We start from the raw sequence: 15492 nt of genomic DNA, 5'->3' as shown, positions 1-15492 counted from the left end.
GGCGCTTATCTCAACGCCATATGCCGCGTCAGCCTGAGCTCGATCCGGTCCCAGACCCGGCGGATGATCTCGGTCAGCGCGAGGTAGATCAGCGCCGCATAGAGATAGATCGAGAGGTCGAAGGAGCGGGCGAAGGCGAGGCGGGTCGCGCCCATCAGGTCGAACAGCGTCACTAGCGATGCGATGGCGCTCGCCTTGATCATCACGATCAGCTCGTTGCCGAGCGGCCGCAGCGCCAGGATCATCGCCTGCGGCAGGATCACCCGGCGCAGCGTCGCCCAGCGATGCAGCCCGAGCGCGAGAGATCCTTCGAACTGGCCACGCGGGATCGACTGGATGGCGCCACGCAGGATCTCGGCCTGATAGGCGGCGGTGTTGATGGTGAAGGTGAAGAGCGCGCAATAGAACGGCTCGCGGAAGAACCACCACAGGCCGATATCCTGCCAGAACACCCGGAACTGGCCGAAGCCGTAGTAGACCAGAAAGAGCTGGCAGAGCAGCGGCGTGCCCCGGAAGAAGGTGGTGTAGCCTTGGATCGCGAGCTTCGCCCAGCGCGGCCCGTAGAGCCTGGCGATGGCAAGGCCGAGCGCCAGGACGAAGCCGAACGCGACCGAGAGCACCACCAGCTCGAAGGTGATCCACAGCCCGCTCGCCATGCGGCAGCCATAGTTCTGCAGGACCTCGCTGCCGATCAGGTAGCCGGGATATTCGCACCAGTTCATCGCGTCGCTCCGCCGAAGGCGGCGAAGCCGCGATTGGTGCGCTGTTCGAGCTTGCCGATGCCCCAGGCGGAAACCAGCGAGAAGAAGAAGTAGAGCATCATCGCCGTGCCGAAGAACAGGAACGGCTCCTTGGTCACGACATTGGCGCGCGTTGCGATGAACATGATGTCCTGCAGCGTGATCACCGAGATCAGCGAGGTCTCCTTCAGCAGCACCATCCAGTTGTTGCCGAGGCCGGGCAGCGCGACGCGGATCAGTTGCGGGAAGACGACGAGGCGGAAGGCCTGCGCCTTCGACAGGCCGAGCGCCGAGGCAGCCTCGCGCTGGCCCTTCTGGATCGAGTTCAGCGCACCGACCCAGACCTCGCTGGAGAAGGCGGCGAGCACCATGCCGAGCGCGACCATGCCGGCGACGAAGGGCGGGATCGAGAAGCCGCTCCAGACCTTTTGCACCAGCACCTGGATGCCGAAATAGATGATGTAGAGCGTCAGCAGTTCGGGCACGCCGCGGAAGACGGTGGTGTAGATCGTCGCCAGCGAGCGCAACAGCATGCTGTCCGAGCGCTTCCAGAGGGCGATGATCAGGCCGAGCGCCAGGCCGAAGGGCAGGGTCGCGAGCGCGACCGAAATGGTGTTGGCCGCGCCTTGCAGCAGGGCCCAGCCCCAGCCGCCGGGGCCGAAGCCGAGCAGAGCGAGTTTGTCGAACATGGGAGGGCCGGCGCGCGAGGAACTGGAGTGTTTTCAGGCGAAGCGGGTACCGGTTCGCCGTCCGGAAACGCGACAATACAAAGGTTTGGAGATAGTCCGCGGCGCGAAGAAGCGCGGGGTTGCTCCAAAACCCGCCGGCCTGGATCAAGCCGGCGGGGCAGGCGTCAGCGGGGCTGGCTCACTCGAACTTGAACCACTTGGCCTCGAGCTTCTTCAGCGAGCCGTCGGCGACGGTCTCGGCGATCGCCTTGTTGACCAGCTCCTTCAGCGCAGTGTCGGCCTTGCGCACGGCGCCGGCGACGCCCGCGCCATGGATCGCGTCGTCGCGGGTGACTTCGGCGATCTTCTTGCAGCAATCCTTGCCCTGGCCCTTCAGGAAGTCGGCGAGGGCGAGCGCGTCGGCGACGATGTAGTCGAGACGGCCGTTGAGCAGGTCGAGATTGGCCTCTTCCTGGGTCGGATAGAGGCGCGCGGTCGAGTCCTTGTAGAATTTCTCGACATAATTGGCGTGGATGGTCGAGCCCTGCGCGCCGATCGACTTGCCCTTCAGGGTGGCGGGCGAGATGTCGTTCGAGGCCGTGCTCTTGGGGCCGATCATCCAGATCGGGGTCTTGCTATAGGGCGTGGTGAAGTCGACCTGCTTCTTGCGCTCTTCGGTGGCGTTCATGCCGGCGAGGATGATGTCGTATTTGTTCGCCTGCAGCGCCGGGATGATGCCGTCCCAGTCCTGCACCACCCAGCTGCACTTCACCTTCATCTTCTCGCAGAGAAGGTTGCCGTAATCGATCTCGAAGCCTTCCAGCTCCTTCTTGGCGTTGAGGTTGTTGTAGGGCGGATAGGCGCCCTCCGTGCCGATTCGGACTTCCTTCCATTCCTTCGCCTGGGCGAGCGCGCCCGTAGCGCCGGCGACCGTGAGTGCCGCGGCTGCGATGAATTTTGCGAAACCTTTCATGGGACCTCCCCTTGGATCTGGCCGATCGGGCGTTTCGAGTTCCCGTATCGGCTTGTGCGCGACAGCTTGTGCGATCATCGGGGCGGGCCGCAAGTAGGCTCTTGCAGCTTTTCCGATCATGCCCGCACAAGGATCGTGCAAGGCAAGGCGCTGTTCTTGTTGGTGAAAACAGGCGGTGGCGACGGATTTCCGCTGCCGCGGCCAAAGCGGCTGCACACGGATTTTGTCGCTTGGGTTAGCGCGCTCCTGCTGCGAAGGCGCCGCAGCAGCAATTCGGCAGCCGATCGGGCGCGTCGTTCGGCGCACAGGCTTGCCCTTCGAACACGATCACATTCATGGCGCTCCCCCTCGTTTCCCAGAGGGTAAGGCTGTGCAAACAGCCGAGGCGGGTCGCCTCGGCGCTGGGCCGCAGCCGAATCTGTTGTGGCGGCGACAGATTCGGGCCGAGGTAGGCGGCTATTTCAGCGCCGGGCGATCGGGATGACGAGATAGACCATGCCGAGCACCATCGGCGGCACGGCGAGCGCCGTCACCGACCAGGTCGACCAGCCGGACGTCAGCGGCGCCAGCAAGGCCAGGATCGCGTTGATCAGCAGATAGGCGCCCAGCATCAGCGTTCCCAGGAAGCGCAGGCGGGCGAGAATGGGGTTGCGGGTGAGGGTGGTCATGGTCATCTCCATAACGGAACGTTCCGTTTCGTTATTATTGATAGATACGGATCGTTTCGATATCAAGTCATCTGTTGCAAGATAGCGCTTGCAGGGAACGTGCTTGCCGGGGCGGGCCAAAAGCGTTGCTGCGGGGCCGCAGCGAAAGGGAACGACGATGAAGGCCGCAAAAGCCGCAACTCCGGTTCGCCGCGCCTCGATCGGTGCGCGGCGTAACCCGGCCTCGCAGGCGGCGATCCTCGCCGCCGCTCGCGCCGTGCTGGCGGAGGACGGCTATGCCGGCTTCTCGATCGATGCGGTCTCGCGCCGCGCCGGCGCCGGCAAGCCGACGATCTATCGCTGGTGGAAGAACCGCGCCGATCTGTTGATGGAGGTCTATGCCGCCGAGAAGGCAGGCATCAGGGCGGTGCCGAGCGCTGATCTCGCCCAGGACCTCATCGATCACACGAGCGCGCTCTGGAGCTTCTGGTGCGGCACCCCGTCGGGACGCACCTTCCGGGCATTGCTGGCTGAGGCTCAGAGCGATCCCGAGGCGCTCGCTGCCTTGCGCGAGAAGTTCCTGCCGGAGCGGTTGCAGGACGTCCGCGGTCTCTTCACTGCAGCGGTGGCGCGCGGCGACATCCCGGCCGCGGAGGTCGAGGCCAGGCTTTCTCTCTATATCGGCTTCAACTGGTTCTATGTGCTGACCGACCAGCTCGATGCCGGTCAGGCGTCGATCCCGGCGGCGATGAGGTTGATCGCGGCGCGGAGCGGGCCGTGAGCTGTTGGCCGCATCCTATTCGACTGCCGCTTCATAGCTCAGCCGCGCACAGCCGGAGCCCCAGCTATCCTTGCCGCAGATGTAGAGGACGTAGTTGTCCGTCCCCCTGAAGCCGGCTTTCGGAATGTAGTAGAAGGTAACTTCCCCGATCTGGCGCAGTTGACCGTTCGACGGTGGCTTCATCACCACGAGCTTGTCCATCCGCCATGTGCCGGCGACGGCATAGGTATGGCCGCAGCCCTGCGAGTCCATCTCGGCCTTGAGGGTCACCCTATCATTGGTATGGAGGTACCATTTCGGCCCGGTGACGCGGCACTCGGCGAATGCGGCCGTCGACATCGTCAGCGCGGCGATCGCGATCATTGAAGCGAGGGACGCCCGAAGCATGCAGCGCTCCCAGGCCATCAAGTTGCTTCGCTAGACCAGCCTGTCGCCGGCATGAGGCAGAAGCTCATGTCTGCCTCAGGATGTCGCATCGCCAGTTGCGCACGGTCGGGTTGATGTAGCGGGTCGTCGTTTTTCGGGAAGCCGACCAGCCCTGGTATTCCGTGAGCCCCTCCTTGAGCCGCCACTCGAATCTGGCGGTGCATGACGATTGACCATCCGTGCTGACCCGGACGATCCACGAGTGGGTCGGGTAGGCCACGATCCGGATCAGCGTCTTGTCATCCAGAACCCGCCAGACGGCAGGCCAGCGACCGACCGCGTACTCATCCCCGAGCGCGATCGTTTTGGTCTGCTTCCGGCCATATATGTCAGACGCAGAGGGATTGTTATTGACACGCTCCTCGACCTGACGACCGCCGATCAAGGCGAAATTGATGTCGAAATGATTCCAGAATTCCCTCTTGGGAGGAGATACCGATTCAGAGGTCCAGTTCATCACGACCCTGAAGCGGGGCTCGCCTGCGAGGGTTGCACGCGGCGCTGCCAAAGACAGGCACAGGGCGGCGGGCAGGAGTAATGCCAACACCTTGCTCGCGAGAGGCATTCGGGGCGCCTCATGAATGATCCTGCGGGGATAGTCAGGGTAAGCGCGACGTCGGCAGCAGGATGCCGTAGCGGCATGCTGCCGCATATGATGAACTATGACATGGCCGCCAGCGTCAAGCAGTGATCCGCTTCATGGATCGCTCCGACGCCGGGCGCAGAAAACCCGCCCCTTGAAGATGCCGGACCCAATTGAAGGACGATAGCGGCGCTCGATATCCTAAAAATGGCAGATCGGTTCTGACTTCAGTCCTCAGCTGCTGCTTCACTGCTTCGGCCCCTCGCATCCCACGCCGTCACCAGCCAGATCGCGAGGCCCGCGAGCGCAAGGCCGGCGCCGACCCAGCCGGTCGAGGTCCAGCCATAGCCGGCCGCGATCGCCATGCCGCCGAGCCAGGGGCCGAGCGCATTGGCGGTGTTGAAGGCGCTATGGTTCAGGGCCGCAGCGAGGGTCTGCGCGTCTTGTGCGACATCCATCAGCCGCGTCTGCAGGGGCGTGCCGAGCCCGCCGCCGCAGCCGATCATGAAAGCGACCACCGAGATCGCCCAGATATTGCCGGCGGCGAAGGGATAGAGCGCCAGCGAGCCGGCGGTCCAGAGCAGGATGATCGCGATCGAGGCCATCAGCATTCGGTCGGCCAGCCAGGCGGAAGCCAGGGTGCCGAAGGTCAGGCCGAGGCCGAAGATCGCCAGCACGACCGGCACCATCGTCGGCGCGACCTGCGTCACCTCGATCAGCGTCGAGGCGATGTAGGTATAGACCGCGAAGAGGCCGCCGAAGCCGACGGCACCGATGGCGAGCGTCAGCCAAACCTGGCGATGACGCAGCGCGCCGAGCTCGCGCAAGGCGCTGGCGCCGGGCTGCGGCTTGTCCTTCGGCGCGAACAGCGCGATCAGGACCATCGTGGTCAGCGCCAGTGCGGTGACGACGCCAAAACCCCAGCGCCAGCCGAGCGCCTGGCCGAGCCAGTTCGCCAGCGGCACGCCGAGGATCGTCGCGATCGTCAGCCCGAGCATCACCCGCGCCACAGCGAGCGCGCGCCGGTTTGCTGGCACCAGCGAGGCCGCGACCAGCGCCGCGACACCGAAATAGGCGCCATGCGGCAGTCCGCTGAGGAAGCGGAACAGCAGCATCCAGCCATAGGAGGGGGCGAGCGCGGAAAGCCCGTTGCCGAGCGCGAAGGCCGCCATCAGCGCGATCAGGAGCGTGCGGCGCGACAGCTTCGTCGCGAGAACCGCGATGATCGGGGCGCCGACCACCACGCCGGCGGCGTAGATGCTGATCACGTGCCCGCCCGTCGGCTCGTCGATCCCCAGCCCCGCCGAGAAATAGGGCAGCAGGCTCATCACCGCGAATTCGGCCGTGCCGATGGCGAAGCCGCCCATCGCCAGAGCGAACAGGACGAGGCCGACGCGTGGCGCAGCAGTGGAGCGGGCAGGGCGCGCGAACGCGTCTCCCGTGCTCGAGAGGCTCATGACGATATCCGGATATGGATTATTGTGTTGCGGCACGGAAATCATGCCGCGCCGCAACATAATGGGGCCGTCATGCGCTGTGCGCAAGCGAAATGCGGTTCAATCGCGCCTGAGCAAAGGTGGCATGACCTCAATTCATGACGGGCGGTCAGGCCGCTGCGGCTACAGGGGCGAGAGCAGCCATGATCTGCGCGATGTTGCGGACCCGCGAGACGCGCGGCAGCGTCGAGGCGATGGCGAAGGCGTGCAGCTCCGCACCGACCGAGCTCGAAGCATCCTCGGCGACGATTACGTCATAGCCGTGCTGCCAGGCGTCGCGCGCCGTCGATTCGACACCGAAATTGGTGGCGATGCCGCCGATCACCACTGTCTCGATCCGCCGCCGCCGGAGTTGCAGGTCGAGCTCGGTGCCGTAGAAGGCGCTCCAGTGCCGCTTGGTGACGGAAACGGCCGCCGGCAGCGCGGCGATCTCGGGGGTGAGCTCGGACCAATCCGGCGGAAAGCCGCCCGGCGGCAGCATCATCGGGTGATCAATGGTTTGCGGCGGCAGGTCGGAGCGATCGGGAGCGAACGCGACCCTGACTGTTGCGATCAGGCTGCCGGCCCTGGCGAAGGCCTGCCCGAGCGCGGCCGTGTTGGCGATGAGGGTTGTCCGGTCATAGGGTGCGAGCGGGAAGGCGAGCGTTCCCTTCTGCATGTCGATGAGGATGAGGGCGGTTTTGCGAGGGTCGAGCTGGAGCGTCATCGGTATCTCCGTCAGGGAACGTGGCCGAGATGGCTTTTATATGAGGATATCCTCATGTTTGTAGATTTATGAGTATGTCCTCACAAAATTCAAGCCCCCCGGCAGAGAAGACCGCCAAGGAACCGAGTCGCAGCCGTGGCCTGAAGCGCGTCTCGGCGCTGCTCGACGGCGCCAGCGCTGTCTTCGCCGAGGCCGGATACGAGGCGGCGACGATGACGCAGATCGCGGCGCGCGCTGGCGCCTCGATCGGCTCGCTCTACCAGTTCTTCCCGACCAAGGAGCATGTCGCGGCGGCGCTGCATGCCCGCCATCTCCATGCGCTCGTCGGCATGCTCGATCTGCTCGCGGGAGAGGTGCGCGGTCAGCCGGTCGAGGCAGTCGTGGATGCGCTCTTTGCCCGCTTCGTCACCTATCTCGAAGACAACCCCGCCTTCCTCGCTGTCGGCGAGCGGCGCAGTCTCGATCCAGCCGTCAAGAAGGAGGCGCGCGCTCGTCTGCGCGGTCGCATCGTGGCGCTGCTCGGCGCGGTCGAGCCGCCGGTCGCGGAGGCGCGCGTCGCCTCGCTCGCGGCCGTGATCCTGCACCTGATCCGGGTCGCGGCGCTGCTGCGTGCCGATGACGATGAAAATGTGCGTGCGCCGGCCATTGCCGAACTACGCATCATGCTGAAGGGGCATCTCGCCGGGCAGGGCGGCTAGGGCAGGGTCGCCCGCTACTCCTCCAGCAGCGGATAGCCCTCGAAATCCTTCAGCGCCTTCAGCGCGAAGGTGGTCGCGATCCGGGCGATGCCGAGCTGGTTGTCGGCGAGCCAGGCGCCGGTCAGCTCCTCATAGGTGGCGAGCGAGGGGGCGACGATGCGGGCGAGATAGTCGGCCTCGCCGCTGATCACCAGCAGCTCGACCACGTCCGGACAGGCGCGCAGCACCTTCTCGACCCGCTCGCGCCGACCGACCGAATGATCGCGCAGCGAGATCTGCGCGAAGGCGATGATGGCGTGGCCGGCGAGCTCGGGCGAGAGCCTTGCGCCATAGCCTGCGATCAACCCGGAGGCTTCCAGCCGGCGCATCCGCTCCAGGCAGGGCCGGGCCGAGAGCCCGACCCGTTCCGACAGGGCCTGGTTGGTGATCCGGCCCTCCGCCCGCAGGATCGCGATGATCTGGCGATCGATCGCGTCGAGCTGGAGCGCCTTGCGCTTCACGGCCTGCCCTTGCCGGCGGCCCGTGCCTCGGCGATCAGGCAGAGCTCGAGGAAGAGCACCTGCGCCGCGCATTGCGCCGTGTTGCTGGTCGCATCGTATTGCGGGGCGACCTCGACCACGTCGGCGGCGACGATGTTCTGGCCTTTCAGGCCGCGCAGGATGGCGAGCGCCTCACGCGGGGTGAGGCCGCCGACCTCCGGCGTGCCGGTGCCGGGCGCGAAGGCCGGATCGAGCGAATCGACGTCGAAGGAGACGTAGGTCGGGCCATCGCCGATCACGGCGAGCGCCTTGGCGATCACCGCGTCGAGCCCCATGCGGTCGACCTCGTCGGCATGGATCACGGTCATGCCGGACTCATAGGAGAACTCCCAGAGATATTCGGCGCCGCCGCGGATGCCGATCTGGATGACGCGTTCGGGATCGAGCACGCCGTCGAGCACCGCCTGCCGGAACGGCCCGCCATGATGGAACTTGGAGCCTTCATAGGGGCCCGACGTGTCGCAATGGGCGTCGATATGGACCATGCCGACCGGCCGCTTTTCGCCGACCGCCTTCAGGATCGGATAGGTGATCGAATGGTCGCCACCGACGCCGAGCGTCGAGACGCCGGCCTTCACGATCTGCTTGAAGGTCGCCTCGATGTCCTCATGGCAGCTCTCCAGCGAATAGCGCGAGCGGAACGGCACGTCGCCGATATCGGCCGCCTTGACCAGGTTGAACGGGGCGGTGCCGTTGACATGGTCCATCGGCCCCATGCGCTCGACGGCGCGCACCGCGCGCGGTCCGAGACGGGTGCCGGCCCGGTTGGTGACGCCCAGATCCATCGGCAGGCCGATGATCGCGACGTCGAGCCCACCGAGATCAGGCTGGCTCAGGGCCTCCGGCCGGTAGGGCGCATTGATGAAGGTCGCGACATCGGAGAACGGCCATTTGCGCCGGTCGCCCTGGAACTGGCCGGCCGCGACCTTGGCGAAGCGGGGATCATGGATGTCGGCGCCGCTCGCCCCGGCATAGCGCGCCCTGAGTTTCGCGAGTTTATCCTGGTCCATCGCTTGGTCTCCGAGGTTTGAGCCAGCCGCGATAATGCGCCAGCAGGCCGAAGAAGGGCAAAGAGAGCTTCACGTCGAACCGGAAGCGGCCATCGGCGTCGACCGTCTCATACGCCTCGGCCGATGGTATCAGGATGCGCGGCAAAGGCAGGCTGAAGACGCGCCAGGCCGAGATCGGCAGCGACAGGCCCTCCCGGTTTCCCTCGGCGGCAAGCGTGAAGGAGAACGGGCCGAAGGCCTCGCGCAATTCGCCCTTCCGATCAACGCTCAGGCGTGACTGGAAGCGCTGGCCGGCGAAGTTGCGGGTCCAGATCTCGCAGGTCTCATCGAACGAATCGCCCCTGGCGACGCTGACAGTCACCGGCAGCGCGGCGCCGGTCTCAGGCAAGCCGAAGAGCCGGCAGAGCAGCCCGATCACCGCTCCATCCCCTCGCGTGACCTCGGCCCGGCCCTGCCAGACCGGCTCGGCGTCATTGGCGTGGAAGGCCCGGATTGCTGCGGGCATCATCGCGAAGGGCTGCGCGCCGAGCACGGTCTCGAACAAAGCAGGGCCGACGGCGCGCTCGTCCTGGCTGGTGCTGATCGCATAGGGCGCCATCTCGGCCTCGATCATGGCGAGGTCGAGCGCCTCGGCCGCCGAGCGCGCGCCCGGAGCGATGGCATTCCCGAGTAAGGCGCGCACCGCCGCGGCCGCCGCCAGTGTCGGCACCTGCGGGCCGTCGTCGTTCTCCGCCAGCAACGACCAATAGGCCCGGCGCGGCCGCTCTTTCGCATCGATTCCGGAGATGGCGACGCGCATGCCGCCGCGGTCCGAGGTCCAGAGCCGGGTGATCCTGCGCGCCTTCACGAGGTAGGGCACCAGCGGCGTCAGATCCGTTACCCAGCCGCGGCGGTGCAGCCAGGCGAGCAGCGCCAAGCCCCATTGCTCGATCCCGGCTTCCAGTCCGGCCGAGAAGGCCACCCGCGAGCGCACGGCGAGGCCCGGGCCGAGGGTCTCCGCATCGACCGTCTCCACTGGCGCAACCCGGCGCAGGCCGAGACCAGGCATGTCGATGACCTCGCCGGTGCCCCAGCCCGAAATCGCCTGCAATTCGCCTTCGCGCCAGATCGGCACGGGCTTGCCGGCATAGCTTAGGATCGCGGCGATGACGGAGGGGCCGACTTCGCTGCGCCCGCCCGGCGTGATCGCGATGTCGATGCTGTCGAGGCGCTCCCAGCCTTCGCTCAATTCCCGCGCCGCCGCGGCCGAGAGCGCCGGCGTCGAGCTCGCGCCCGCGAGCGCGACGAGGTCGCGCTGCTTCGCGAGCTTATCCAGCTGCGGGCCATAGCCGGCGAGATAGCCGCGCGCATCGGCGAGGTCGACGACATGGGCGCCGAGCAGCAGCGCCGCGGTCGGGACTTCATAGCCCTGTTGCTGGAACGGCCCGGAGGCGTCGATCACCAGCCAGGGCTTCAGCGCGGCGAGCGAGGCCACGAGCTCCTTGTCGCGATCGAACCCCACTCCGCTGACCGGGGCGCTCGCGCCGTCTGCCAGCTCCTGTGCGAACGCATGGGCCTTCGCGCCGTTTCGCGATGTCAGCACCAGCTCGATGCCATCCATGCGCGAGAGATGGCGCGCCAGCCTCCGGCCGAAGACGCCGGTGGCGCCGATCAGGACGACGCGCTTCATGGGCCGTCTGGCAAAGTGAAGCGATGGCGCGTCGCCGGATCGGGCATCTCGCAGGACGCCTTCTGGCCGAAGAGCCGATAGCGGTTGCGCGCGACGCGATCGTAAAGCCAGTCGCGCCAGGCTTTCGGCAGCGCCCGGCCGAGCAGCAGCAGGCGTGCCGGCCCATTCAGATGGCGGGTCAGCGCCAGCACGCCGTCGGATTTCGCCAGCGCCCGGTCATTCTCGATGAAGAGGAAGCTGTCCGGCTCGTCCGGATCGATGCCGTGCGCCTGCGCCAGCGCGCGGCCTTCGTTCGACTGGATTGCGACGAAGCGGATGTCGTGGTCGCGCTCTTGTCGCAGGGTGTAGCGCACGCCGCCGGAGCAGAGCACGCAGACGCCGTCATAGAGCCAGATCGGGGCGGCAGGGCTGGTCATGAGGCCTCGTTACAGCCGACGGTTGACCAAGGATAGAAAAAGGTCCATGCGCTTCCCATGCAGCCGTGCCATGCTCTGAGTGCAATTGTCGAGCGCCTCGCACTGGTTGACGATCCGGTCACGATTGGGGGAGTGCTGCGCAAATCCTGTGCAAGTATAGATTCGAAGCGAGCCGACTAACCGTGGGTCAACCCGGATTGCCGCTTCCGATCATCGCTGCATCACACCAAGGTCGCCCTACAAATGTCGTTCGCGCCGGTGCTATTGCTGCACGGGCGCGGCGATAAACGTCGAAACGAGGAGATGTCCCATATGAAGCGTCGTCAATTCATGAAGGTCGCCGGTGCCGGCGCGGCTGCCTCTGCCATCGCCATGCCGGCGATCGCCCAGTCCAGCCCCGAGATCAAATGGCGCCTGACCTCGAGCTTCCCGAAATCGCTCGACACGATCTACGGCGGCGGCGAGACGCTGGCCAAGGTGGTCTCCGAGCTGACCGACGGCAAGTTCCAGATCCAGGTCTTCGCGGCCGGCGAGATCGTTCCCGGCCTGCAGGCGCTCGACGCGGTCTCGAACAACACCGTCGAGATCGCCCACACCGTCGCCTATTACTATGTCGGCAAGGATCCGACCTTCGCCATTCCCTCCTCGGTGCCGTTCGGCCTGAACACCCGCATGCAGCAGGCCTGGCTGGCACAGGGCGGCGGCGAGCAGCTGTTCAACGACTTCTTCAAGAAGTTCAACGTCGTCGGCATCCACTGCGGCAACACCGGCGCCCAGATGGGTGGCTGGTTCCGCAAGGAGATCAAGACCGTCGCCGACCTGCAGGGCCTGAAGATGCGTATCGCCGGCATCGCCGGTTCGGTGCTGCAGAAGCTCGGCGTCGTGCCGCAGCAGCTCGCCGGCGGCGACATCTATCCGGCGCTGGAGAAGGGCACGATCGACGGCGCCGAATGGGTCGGCCCCTATGACGACGAGAAGCTCGGCTTCGCCAAGGTCGCGCCCTATTACTACTATCCCGGCTTCTGGGAGGGTGGCCCGGCGGTTCACGCCTTCATCAACATCGAGAAGTGGGAAGGCCTGCCGAAGCACTACCAGGCAGCGCTGCGGGCGGCCTCGGCCGTCGCCACCAACACGATGACCGCAAAGTACGATGTGCAGAACCCGGCCGCGCTGAAGCGTCTGGTGGCGGCTGGCGCGCAGCTGCGTCCGTTCCCGCAGGACATGATGGAGGCCTCGCTCAAGGCCGCCAACGAGGTCTATGCCGAGATCTCTGCCAAGAACGCCGACTTCAAGAAGGCGATCGACGCGATGACCGCCTTCCGCGGCGACCAGTATCTGTGGTGGCAGGTGGCCGAGCTCACCTACGACATCTTCCAGGTGCGCAACCGCGGGAAGTAACGGCCTCCAGCACGGCTGCGACTGTGAAGCCCGGCCGCAAGGCCGGGCTTTTGTTTTGCCCGGATAGCGAGGGCAGGTTGTGCGCAGATGCCAAGATGGGTTGGACTAAATACCTATGCGAAAATCGCATGGGGGCCATGCCTCATGCTTGCGCTCGCGCTGCGGATCGCCTCTTCTGACGCTCTTGCGCGCGAACCGGAAAACACCGGCGCGCCTCGCATGCTCTGGGAGGAGCTCCTCACGATGAAGCGTCGTCAGTTTCTGAAGGTCGCAGGTGCCAGCGGTGCCGCCAGCGTCATTGCCGCTCCGGCCATCGCGCAATCCATGCCCGAGGTGAAATGGCGCGTCACCTCATCCTTCCCGAAATCGCTGGATACGATCTATGGCGCCTCGGAGGTGCTGTCGAAGGCGGTGTCCGAAGCGACCGACGGCAAGTTCCAGATCCAGGTCTTCGCGGCTGGCGAGATCGTGCCGGCGCTGCAAGCGGCGGATGCGGTGACCAACGGCACGGTCGAGATGTGCCACACCGCCTCGTACTATTATGTCGGCAAGGATCCGACCTTCGCCTTCGGCACGGCAGTGCCCTTCGGTCTCAATGCCCGCCAGCAGAACGCCTGGTTCTACCATGGCGGCGGCATGGACCTGCTCAACGAGTTCTACAAGAAGCACAACATCTACGCGCTGCCGGGCGGCAATACCGGCTGCCAGATGGGCGGCTGGTTCCGCAAGGAGATCAAGACGGTTGCCGATCTCCAGGGGCTGAAGATGCGCATCGGCGGCTTTGCTGGCCAGGTCGTCAGCAAGCTCGGCGTCGTGCCGCAGCAGATCGGCGGCGGCGACATCTATCCGGCGTTGGAGAAGGGCACGATCGACGCGGCCGAATGGGTCGGGCCGGCTGATGACGAGAAGCTCGGCTTCAACAAGGTCGCACCCTATTATTACTACCCCGGCTGGTGGGAGGGCGGTGCCTCGCTGCACTTCTTCCTGAACACGGCGAAGTGGGAGGCCCTGCCGAAGGTCTACAAGTCGATCCTGACCACGGCCGCAGGCCTCGCCAATATCGACATGCAGGCCAAGTACGATGCGCGCAACCCGGCGGCGCTGAAGCGGCTGGTCGGCGGTGGCGCGCAATTGCGGCCGTTCTCGCAGGAGATCATGGAAGCCTGCCTCAAGGCGTCCAAGGAGGTCTATGCCGAGACCAACGCCAAGAACCCCGACTTCAAGAAGATCTACGAGGCGATGTCGGCCTTCCGCGGCGACGAATATCTTTGGTTCCAGATCGCCGAATACACCTACGACAATTTCCTGATCCGCGCCCGCGCGGGCAACCTGCTCTGAGAAGAGGGCGAATGCCGGTCCGCCGGCCAACTTCTTGAAATCCCCGGCCGCGAGGCCGGGGATTTTTCCTTTCAGACGCTGCCGGCGCGCTCGATCACGAGCACGCGTGCGGGGCCGACGGGATGGGCGACATGGGCGTCGCCGTCCTGCGCATGGAAGATGTCGCCGCGCACCAGCCGCTGCACGCTTTCGATGCCCTCGGCGCGGGTGTGCATGTCGACCTCGCCGTCGAGGACGACGAAGACCTCCGGGCCGTCGTTGACGTGCCATTTGTAGGGCTGGTCGGTCCAGTGCAGCCGGATCGTGGCGTCGTCGATGCGCTCGATGTCGAGCGCCTCCCAGGCGCGGCTGCCGGTGAAGTCCTGCGGCTTGATCGTCCTCATTCCGGTTCTCCATGGTGGAAGAGGCCTGGAATCTTCACCGGCAGCGGCGCCCATGCCATAGGCAAGACGCCGGCGACGCCTGCGATCGGCGGTTTCTGGAGGGATGTCGCTTGCGAAACGACGGTGATCTCGACGCCATCGACCGAAGGCTGCTCGCGCTGCTCCAGGCCGATGCCCGCGCCTCCTTCACCGCGCTGGCGCGCGATGCGGGGCTGTCGCGCACCGCGATCCAGGAGCGCATGGCGAGGCTCGAGCGCGACGGCGTCATCCTCGGCTATACGGTACGGCTGGCGGAGCGGCCGAAGCCGCCGGTGACCCGCGCGATGCTCTCGCTGCGTATCCGCACGCGCCCCTGCGCTGTCGTGCTCGATCGTTTCCGGACCTGGCCAGAGATCGTCGCCTGCTATTCGCTGGCCGGTCCCGTCGATGCGATGCTGATCGTGGAGACAGAGGATGCGCCGGCCCTGTCGCGACTGGTCGACAGGCTGAGCGCGGTGCCAGGGGTCGGCGAGATCGAGACGGCGCCGATCCTGGCGGAAAGTCTCAGGGCCGGTTGAGCCGTTGTCGCCCTAGCCCGGCCTTGTTCGAGGCGCTAGGCTGGGCGCATCGCAAATCGGGGTGCACATGAAGCTGCCACTCGCCATCATCCTCGCGACCCTGGGCTTGCCGGCGCTCGCCGTTGCCCAGTCGATCGGCGAGCCGATCCCCGGTCGCGGCCCCGTCCAGGCCAAACCGGCTGCTGCGCGGCCCGCGCCGAACCAGGCGACACGTCCCTGTCCGGAATACGGGCCGGGCTTCGTCCGCGTCGAGGGCTCCTCGGCCTGCGTCCGCGTCGGCGGCGGGGTCCGTGTCGAATTCGGCAAGACCTCTGGCCGCCGCGGCTACGGCTCCGGTGCCGATGCGATGGTCTATGGCGAGGCGCGCAGCCAGAGCTCCGTGGGCGAGGTGCGCGCCGTCATCAGCGGCCGCGGCCGGATCGACAACAACCTGAACAACGGCTGGCAGCGCTGGTGAGGCTGGC

At 66.1% G+C, this 15492-nt stretch carries 19 protein-coding genes; 6 read left to right on the top strand and 13 right to left on the bottom strand.

Translation table 11 applies throughout. The features are described from left to right. Nucleotides 1-5: 5 nt before the first annotated feature. From VGV58_RS27165 to VGV58_RS27150, 4 genes are all read right to left on the bottom strand, one after another. On the bottom strand, nt 6-722 hold the full coding sequence (locus tag VGV58_RS27165; protein WP_326877184.1) for an ABC transporter permease: 717 nt from the start codon (nt 720-722) through the stop codon (nt 6-8). Continuing rightward, the gene (locus VGV58_RS27160) at nt 719-1429 is read right to left on the bottom strand and encodes an ABC transporter permease (RefSeq protein WP_326877183.1); all 711 of its coding nucleotides are present in this window, start codon (nt 1427-1429) and stop codon (nt 719-721) included. Before VGV58_RS27160 ends, VGV58_RS27165 begins: the two co-directional genes overlap by 4 nt. A 178-nt stretch (nt 1430-1607) precedes the next feature. After that, on the bottom strand, nt 1608-2381 hold the full coding sequence (locus tag VGV58_RS27155) for a transporter substrate-binding domain-containing protein (RefSeq protein ID WP_326877182.1): 774 nt from the start codon (nt 2379-2381) through the stop codon (nt 1608-1610). A 461-nt stretch (nt 2382-2842) separates the two neighbouring features. Beyond that, nucleotides 2843-3049 carry a hypothetical protein gene (locus VGV58_RS27150; RefSeq protein WP_152017374.1) on the bottom strand — a complete coding sequence of 69 codons (207 nt, stop codon included), beginning with the start codon at nt 3047-3049 and terminating at the stop codon, nt 2843-2845. A gap of 157 nt (nt 3050-3206) precedes the next feature. Between VGV58_RS27150 and VGV58_RS27145 the strand changes: the two genes are divergently transcribed. Next, nucleotides 3207-3809 (top strand): TetR/AcrR family transcriptional regulator, encoded by a 603-nt coding sequence (locus tag VGV58_RS27145; protein WP_326877181.1) that lies wholly within the window; start codon nt 3207-3209, stop codon nt 3807-3809. 15 nt (nt 3810-3824) lie between these two features. Here the strand turns inward: VGV58_RS27145 and VGV58_RS27140 are convergent, their stop codons facing one another. The 4 genes from VGV58_RS27140 to VGV58_RS27125 all read right to left on the bottom strand — a co-directional run bounded on the left by VGV58_RS27140 (nt 3825) and on the right by VGV58_RS27125 (nt 7020). Next, the gene (locus tag VGV58_RS27140; protein ID WP_326877180.1) at nt 3825-4196 is read right to left on the bottom strand and encodes a hypothetical protein; all 372 of its coding nucleotides are present in this window, start codon (nt 4194-4196) and stop codon (nt 3825-3827) included. A gap of 64 nt (nt 4197-4260) precedes the next feature. Then, entirely contained in the window at nt 4261-4800 is a 540-nt protein-coding gene (locus VGV58_RS27135; RefSeq protein ID WP_326877179.1) for a hypothetical protein, read from the bottom strand. Between the two features lie 245 nt (nt 4801-5045). Further along, a complete protein-coding gene (locus VGV58_RS27130; RefSeq protein WP_326877178.1) occupies nt 5046-6275 on the bottom strand; it encodes an MFS transporter in 1230 nt (409 codons plus the stop codon). A gap of 148 nt (nt 6276-6423) precedes the next feature. After that, nucleotides 6424-7020 (bottom strand): isochorismatase family protein, encoded by a 597-nt coding sequence (locus VGV58_RS27125; protein ID WP_326877177.1) that lies wholly within the window; start codon nt 7018-7020, stop codon nt 6424-6426. Between the two features lie 74 nt (nt 7021-7094). On the opposite strand from VGV58_RS27125, the gene VGV58_RS27120 reads away from it, so the two are divergent. Beyond that, nucleotides 7095-7718, top strand: coding sequence for a TetR/AcrR family transcriptional regulator (locus VGV58_RS27120; protein WP_326877176.1), 624 nt, complete (start codon nt 7095-7097; stop codon nt 7716-7718). 14 nt (nt 7719-7732) lie between these two features. On the opposite strand, the gene VGV58_RS27115 is transcribed toward VGV58_RS27120, so the two are convergent. The 4 genes from VGV58_RS27115 to VGV58_RS27100 are packed head-to-tail and all read right to left on the bottom strand — an operon-like array spanning nt 7733 to nt 11352. Continuing rightward, nucleotides 7733-8218: an Lrp/AsnC family transcriptional regulator gene (locus tag VGV58_RS27115; protein ID WP_326877175.1), complete on the bottom strand. Its 486-nt coding sequence runs from the start codon at nt 8216-8218 to the stop codon at nt 7733-7735. Continuing rightward, nucleotides 8215-9267 (bottom strand): agmatinase, encoded by a 1053-nt coding sequence (speB, locus tag VGV58_RS27110; protein ID WP_326877174.1) that lies wholly within the window; start codon nt 9265-9267, stop codon nt 8215-8217. The genes VGV58_RS27115 and speB overlap by 4 nt, the downstream gene beginning before the upstream one ends. Further along, complete coding sequence (locus VGV58_RS27105; RefSeq protein WP_326877173.1) at nt 9254-10936, bottom strand: SDR family oxidoreductase; 1683 nt, start codon at nt 10934-10936, stop codon at nt 9254-9256. Before VGV58_RS27105 ends, speB begins: the two co-directional genes overlap by 14 nt. Beyond that, nucleotides 10933-11352 (bottom strand): thiol-disulfide oxidoreductase DCC family protein, encoded by a 420-nt coding sequence (locus VGV58_RS27100; protein WP_326877172.1) that lies wholly within the window; start codon nt 11350-11352, stop codon nt 10933-10935. Before VGV58_RS27100 ends, VGV58_RS27105 begins: the two co-directional genes overlap by 4 nt. Nucleotides 11353-11664: 312 nt before the next feature. Between VGV58_RS27100 and VGV58_RS27095 the strand changes: the two genes are divergently transcribed. Both VGV58_RS27095 and VGV58_RS27090 read left to right on the top strand, forming a co-directional pair. Continuing rightward, nucleotides 11665-12750: a TRAP transporter substrate-binding protein gene (locus VGV58_RS27095; protein ID WP_326877171.1), complete on the top strand. Its 1086-nt coding sequence runs from the start codon at nt 11665-11667 to the stop codon at nt 12748-12750. Between the two features lie 243 nt (nt 12751-12993). After that, the gene (locus VGV58_RS27090) at nt 12994-14088 is read left to right on the top strand and encodes a TRAP transporter substrate-binding protein (RefSeq protein ID WP_326877170.1); all 1095 of its coding nucleotides are present in this window, start codon (nt 12994-12996) and stop codon (nt 14086-14088) included. Between the two features lie 71 nt (nt 14089-14159). Here the strand turns inward: VGV58_RS27090 and VGV58_RS27085 are convergent, their stop codons facing one another. Next, complete coding sequence (locus VGV58_RS27085) at nt 14160-14471, bottom strand: cupin (protein ID WP_326877169.1); 312 nt, start codon at nt 14469-14471, stop codon at nt 14160-14162. A gap of 110 nt (nt 14472-14581) precedes the next feature. On the opposite strand from VGV58_RS27085, the gene VGV58_RS27080 reads away from it, so the two are divergent. Together VGV58_RS27080 and VGV58_RS27075 are read left to right on the top strand one after the other, a co-directional pair. Beyond that, the gene (locus VGV58_RS27080) at nt 14582-15028 is read left to right on the top strand and encodes an Lrp/AsnC family transcriptional regulator (RefSeq protein ID WP_326877168.1); all 447 of its coding nucleotides are present in this window, start codon (nt 14582-14584) and stop codon (nt 15026-15028) included. Nucleotides 15029-15095: 67 nt separating this feature from the next. Further along, entirely contained in the window at nt 15096-15485 is a 390-nt protein-coding gene (locus VGV58_RS27075; protein WP_326877167.1) for a hypothetical protein, read from the top strand. Nucleotides 15486-15492 lie beyond the last annotated feature (7 nt).

It is taken from the genome of Allobosea sp. (genome assembly GCF_035944895.1).
Taxonomy (GTDB): Bacteria; Pseudomonadota; Alphaproteobacteria; order Rhizobiales; family Beijerinckiaceae; genus Allobosea.
The sequence above is the reverse complement of the archived record's forward strand: the minus strand, read 5'-3'. Positions and strand labels throughout refer to the sequence as shown.

Excerpts from the sequence above, each read along its gene's own strand:
- VGV58_RS27165 (WP_326877184.1), bottom strand. The coding sequence starts at position 722 with ATGAACTGGTGCGAATATCCCGGCTACCTGATCGGCAGCGAGGTCCTG.
- VGV58_RS27160 (WP_326877183.1), bottom strand. The coding sequence starts at position 1,429 with ATGTTCGACAAACTCGCTCTGCTCGGCTTCGGCCCCGGCGGCTGGGGC.
- VGV58_RS27155 (WP_326877182.1), bottom strand. The coding sequence starts at position 2,381 with ATGAAAGGTTTCGCAAAATTCATCGCAGCCGCGGCACTCACGGTCGCC.
- VGV58_RS27150 (WP_152017374.1), bottom strand. The coding sequence starts at position 3,049 with ATGACCACCCTCACCCGCAACCCCATTCTCGCCCGCCTGCGCTTCCTG.
- VGV58_RS27145 (WP_326877181.1), top strand. The coding sequence starts at position 3,207 with ATGAAGGCCGCAAAAGCCGCAACTCCGGTTCGCCGCGCCTCGATCGGT.
- VGV58_RS27140 (WP_326877180.1), bottom strand. The coding sequence starts at position 4,196 with ATGCTTCGGGCGTCCCTCGCTTCAATGATCGCGATCGCCGCGCTGACG.
- VGV58_RS27135 (WP_326877179.1), bottom strand. The coding sequence starts at position 4,800 with ATGCCTCTCGCGAGCAAGGTGTTGGCATTACTCCTGCCCGCCGCCCTG.
- VGV58_RS27130 (WP_326877178.1), bottom strand. The coding sequence starts at position 6,275 with ATGAGCCTCTCGAGCACGGGAGACGCGTTCGCGCGCCCTGCCCGCTCC.
- VGV58_RS27125 (WP_326877177.1), bottom strand. The coding sequence starts at position 7,020 with ATGACGCTCCAGCTCGACCCTCGCAAAACCGCCCTCATCCTCATCGAC.
- VGV58_RS27120 (WP_326877176.1), top strand. The coding sequence starts at position 7,095 with ATGTCCTCACAAAATTCAAGCCCCCCGGCAGAGAAGACCGCCAAGGAA.
- speB (WP_326877174.1), bottom strand. The coding sequence starts at position 9,267 with ATGGACCAGGATAAACTCGCGAAACTCAGGGCGCGCTATGCCGGGGCG.
- VGV58_RS27105 (WP_326877173.1), bottom strand. The coding sequence starts at position 10,936 with ATGAAGCGCGTCGTCCTGATCGGCGCCACCGGCGTCTTCGGCCGGAGG.
- VGV58_RS27100 (WP_326877172.1), bottom strand. The coding sequence starts at position 11,352 with ATGACCAGCCCTGCCGCCCCGATCTGGCTCTATGACGGCGTCTGCGTG.
- VGV58_RS27095 (WP_326877171.1), top strand. The coding sequence starts at position 11,665 with ATGAAGCGTCGTCAATTCATGAAGGTCGCCGGTGCCGGCGCGGCTGCC.
- VGV58_RS27090 (WP_326877170.1), top strand. The coding sequence starts at position 12,994 with ATGAAGCGTCGTCAGTTTCTGAAGGTCGCAGGTGCCAGCGGTGCCGCC.
- VGV58_RS27085 (WP_326877169.1), bottom strand. The coding sequence starts at position 14,471 with ATGAGGACGATCAAGCCGCAGGACTTCACCGGCAGCCGCGCCTGGGAG.
- VGV58_RS27075 (WP_326877167.1), top strand. The coding sequence starts at position 15,096 with ATGAAGCTGCCACTCGCCATCATCCTCGCGACCCTGGGCTTGCCGGCG.